Annotated in this window: 1 protein-coding gene; it reads left to right on the top strand. The window is 63.9% G+C overall.

Annotated features, from left to right (window positions below):
- Window positions 1–539, top strand: a 539-nt coding sequence (locus FVA95_RS31195) for a hypothetical protein (protein WP_161992524.1), incomplete at its 5' end; no start/stop codon positions are given.
- Window positions 540–1,414 lie beyond the last annotated feature (875 nt).

Here is a 1,414-nt window from a genome sequence, read left to right as displayed (position 1 = left end):
CCCCGGCCGAGATCGTCGAGCACATCGCCGTGGCCCAGGCCGAGGGTGTCCTCGACGACGCTCAAGGTGCCGCTGACCTGCGGATCTGGAAGGAGTGGTGCGGCACCGCGAACGATCTGCGGCTGCGCCAGTGCCCGATCCCGATGCGTCAGTGGTTCGCGAACAAGGCCGCCGAGCTTGGCATCGAGGGCCCGCTCCTTGACAAGGACCTCGATGACGCCGACATCGCCGCTGCGGAGGTCGAGGGTTCCCAGGTCGGGGGCACCCTGTCCTCGCGTCAGTGGGCCAGCACCGTCGCCTATGAGTTCGACACCTTGCGTGCCGCGGGCCGGGCCGGGGGCATGACGGGCGTGGTGGCCTGGTTCGACGTCCGCGGCATCGGGTTCGAACTGTCGCGTTCGGGTGAGCACCGACTAGCCGTCGAACGACTAGCCGTCGAACGACTAGCCGTCGAACGACTAGCCGCTGAACGCGGCCTGTCACCACCGGCCGGGGCCCGGGCCGGTCGTTCCGTCGCCGTTGTATCGACTGGGGGCTAGAAGTACGCAGGTCGTGAAGCGCTTGTTGGTGTTCCCTGACCGAGGTGTTCTAACGGTGTGTCGTGGTGTTGCAGCATCCGGACAGGCACACCTCGATCCAGGGACCCTGAGGAGCACTGCCGGGGTGGGTGACCCCCTTCGGTCCGGAGCTGTCAGCCATGCGGTCGTAGGTCCGCCAGGCCTTGGGTCGGCCCTTCTTCTTCTTCGCCATGGTGTGCAGTGTTGCTGATCGTCTGGCTCGGCGCAGCGATTCGGACACCCTGCGTGCTGCGTGCTTGCTCCGCTCTGCCGGTTGCTCCGCAGGGTCGTTAGGAGGCCTGGCGTGGCCACGTCAGGCCTCCGGTTCTCGGCTCCGGCCGAGCCGGGCGGAGCAAGTTAGGCGGTTTCGGTAGGGGCTCGTCGGGTCAACCGGTGGTTGACGTAGGCAGCCCGCGCGGAGTCCGCACCCGTGATCACAACACTGTGCATAGGTGTGAAAGCGGTTGATGTGGCCGTTGATCTTGACCTGAGGGGTGTCACCGTGTCGTTGACGCAAGGGTGTGTTGTGGAGGGTGGGGCTGCGGGAGCGGAGCCCTCCCCGGAGGGGCCACCGGAGGCAGGGTTGGTTGAGCTGTACTGCCTAGTTGATGTTCACTCCTTTGGAGGATGTGTCGTAACACACAGTTACGGTTGACTGTCAGGCTGAAGTGGAGATCAATCTAATTGAATCTAGTTAGTGGGGTGAGGTGCATACGTTTAAATCATGGCCTCTTTTTGTGTCTTGCATTGTTTTATTGTCGAGTTGCGGCAGTAGCGGTCCCGTTTCAGCCGCGGACTGGTGCCGGGCAGTCGATATTGATCTACGGCAGGCGGGTGTCGGGTGGCCAATCGTGAAC

Origin of the sequence: Pseudonocardia sp. EV170527-09 (genome assembly GCF_008369905.1) — a bacterium.
Lineage (GTDB): Bacteria > Actinomycetota > Actinomycetes > Mycobacteriales > Pseudonocardiaceae > Pseudonocardia.
This window is presented reverse-complemented; position numbering and strand designations above follow the sequence as displayed.